We start from the raw sequence: 2,429 nt of genomic DNA on the forward strand, positions 1-2,429 counted from the left end.
AATTAAAATATAATTTTTACTTTTTAAGCAAAATCTGTTATAAACTAAAAAAGTACCTCTAAACTTTTTCGTTTTACAAGTTTAGAAGTACAAATTCTATTTTTTATTTCACAAGTTTTTTCTTAAAATATTTATTTTTTTAGATAAATCAATTTTCACTTTATGTAATTAAGCATTAATAACAAGATTTATTAATTCTTCCATAGTTTTTGCACCAACTGATTTTTGCTCTCCATTTATAAATACAACTGGTACTGCTTGAATATCTTTTTCTTTTGCTTCTTCAAAGAATACAGCGCTATCAACCATAGTTGTTGTAATGTTTTTATTATTTGTTGAAATTAAATTTAAAGCTTGAACAACATCTGGACAATGTGTACAAGATAATGAAATAAATGTTTCGATATTTACAGGTTTATTGATTGATTCAACTTTTGAAAGCTGCTCTCCTTCCAGCTTTTTACCTAATCCTGCAAGTCCTAGAATCGCTAGAATAAAACTGTTAAATTCATGTCCTCCAGGAATTCCCGAAAAATTAATTCCAGTATTTTCTCCATCTTTTAAAATTGTAAAAGATATTGGACGTGTAATATTTGCTTTTTCTAAATCAGCCTTATCATTTTCAAATGATTTTTTTATATAATTTACTTTTTCAGAAATTACATCAACTTCCTTTAAGAAGCTGTCTAGTTCATTTGATTTTTCGCTATCGTCAAGAAATGATACTAATTCAATATTTCCCTTAATATTGTCAAAATAACCCTTTAACTGTTCTACAATATTGCTATCCAGTAAAGCCATATTTTCTCCTTTCTAAATAGTTCATTCTATAAATTTACTAAACCTAAAAACTATTAGATTTTACCTACTAAGTCTAATCCTGGTTTTAATGTAGCTTCTCCTTCTTTCCATTTTGCAGGACAAACTAATCCTGGATTATCAGCAACAAATTTAGCAGCTTTCGCTCTTCTTACTAATTCTGAGGCATCTCTTCCGATTCCTTCATCATTTACTTCATAAGCAACGATTTTTCCTTCAGGATTTATAACAAATGTTCCTCTGTAAGCTAATCCAGTTTCTTCGTTTAATACTTCAAATTCTCTTGAAATAGCTTTTGTAGGATCTCCAATCATTGTATATTTTACTTTTCCAATTGCTTCAGAATGGTCATGCCATGCTTTGTGAGTAAAGTGAGTATCTGTACTTACTGAATAAACATTAAATCCTAATTTTTCCAATTCTTCCCTGTGATCTTCTAAATCTTCCAATTCTGTAGGACATACGAATGTAAAGTCAGCTGGATAGAAGACTACAACATTCCATTTTCCTAAAAAATCCTTTTCAAAGTTAACTTCTCTAAATTCTTCATTTTGATAAGCTTGAGCTGTAAAATTTTCAATTTTTTTTCCTATTAAAGACATAAATTTCCTCCTAATTTAATTATAGTATTATTTTTATTTTGAAACCTATAAACTTTTATAAGATGAAAAAGCTATTACTAACGCTTTTGGTGCTTCTCTCTGCTCGTATGGGAGCACAAATAACCTCCGAAAACTTGGGTTCCAAGGATATGGATGGTACTCGTAAAGTAACTGTCGTACTACCCGATGGCTATGACAAACGACAAAAATACCCACTCTTTGTAGTGCTCAATGCCAGCCGAATACTGGAGCCTACGGTAACAAGCCTACGCTATTTCGCCCGTACAGGTGAGGTGCCTCCCTCTATTATTGTGGGGATATACAATCAGGAGGACGATGTGACTATACCACAGGAAACAGGAGTGCCTTTTAACGATACAGCTGTTTTCTTTGAGTTCGTAGGACAAGTGGTAATCCCACATGTACAAAGCAAATATGCTACCAATGGTTTCAAAGGAATTATTGCCGATGGCGAAGGGGCTAACTTTATCAACTACTATCTGCTCAAGGAAAATTCCCTTTTCAACGCTTATATATCTCTCTCTCCTAATATGACCGAGAAGATAACCAACTCTATCCCAGAACAATTGGCTTCCTTCAAGACGCCTATCTTCTACTATCTCGGTTGGACACAGGACGAGGACAATGTAATTTTGAAGAAGATAACCGACTTGGACAAGCTTATGAGTGTCAAGAAGTTGGAACGTAGTTTCTATTTCTCTCAACCCTTTCCTCAAGTTACCACTAGTGCCGTTTCTATTATGGGAATCTCCGAGGCTTTGAACCTATTCTTTGAGGAATACCGCCCTATTACCATGCGTGAATATGCCGAGAAGGTGGTGAGAGTGCAAACCAATACCACTCAGTATTTACAAGATAAGTATAAGAGTATTAAGGATTTGTATGGCATAGACAAGGCTCCTTTGTTGGAGGATGTTAAGAGTATCTATGCGGCCATACTCAAAAATGCCGATTTCGAATCCATACCTATATTAGTAAAGTATATAA

General features: G+C 33.4%; 3 protein-coding genes. 1 reads left to right on the forward strand and 2 read right to left on the reverse strand.

Features of this window, described 5'->3' with window-relative positions; all coding sequences use genetic code 11:
* Positions 1 to 168 precede the first annotated feature (168 nt).
* Together Q0370_RS05365 and ahpC are read right to left on the reverse strand one after the other, a co-directional pair.
* Positions 169 to 801: a thioredoxin family protein gene (locus Q0370_RS05365; protein ID WP_299573085.1), complete on the reverse strand. Its 633-nt coding sequence runs from the start codon at positions 799 to 801 to the stop codon at positions 169 to 171.
* A 53-nt stretch (positions 802 to 854) separates the two neighbouring features.
* Complete coding sequence (gene ahpC / locus Q0370_RS05370) at positions 855 to 1,421, reverse strand: alkyl hydroperoxide reductase subunit C (protein WP_147006099.1); 567 nt, start codon at positions 1,419 to 1,421, stop codon at positions 855 to 857.
* A gap of 62 nt (positions 1,422 to 1,483) precedes the next feature.
* Here ahpC and Q0370_RS05375 point away from each other — a divergent pair.
* Positions 1,484 to 2,429: alpha/beta hydrolase (locus tag Q0370_RS05375; RefSeq protein WP_299573087.1), on the forward strand; the 946-nt coding region annotated here is incomplete at its 3' end.

The organism is uncultured Leptotrichia sp. (assembly GCF_938036635.1).
Classification (GTDB): Bacteria; Fusobacteriota; Fusobacteriia; order Fusobacteriales; family Leptotrichiaceae; genus Leptotrichia; species Leptotrichia hongkongensis.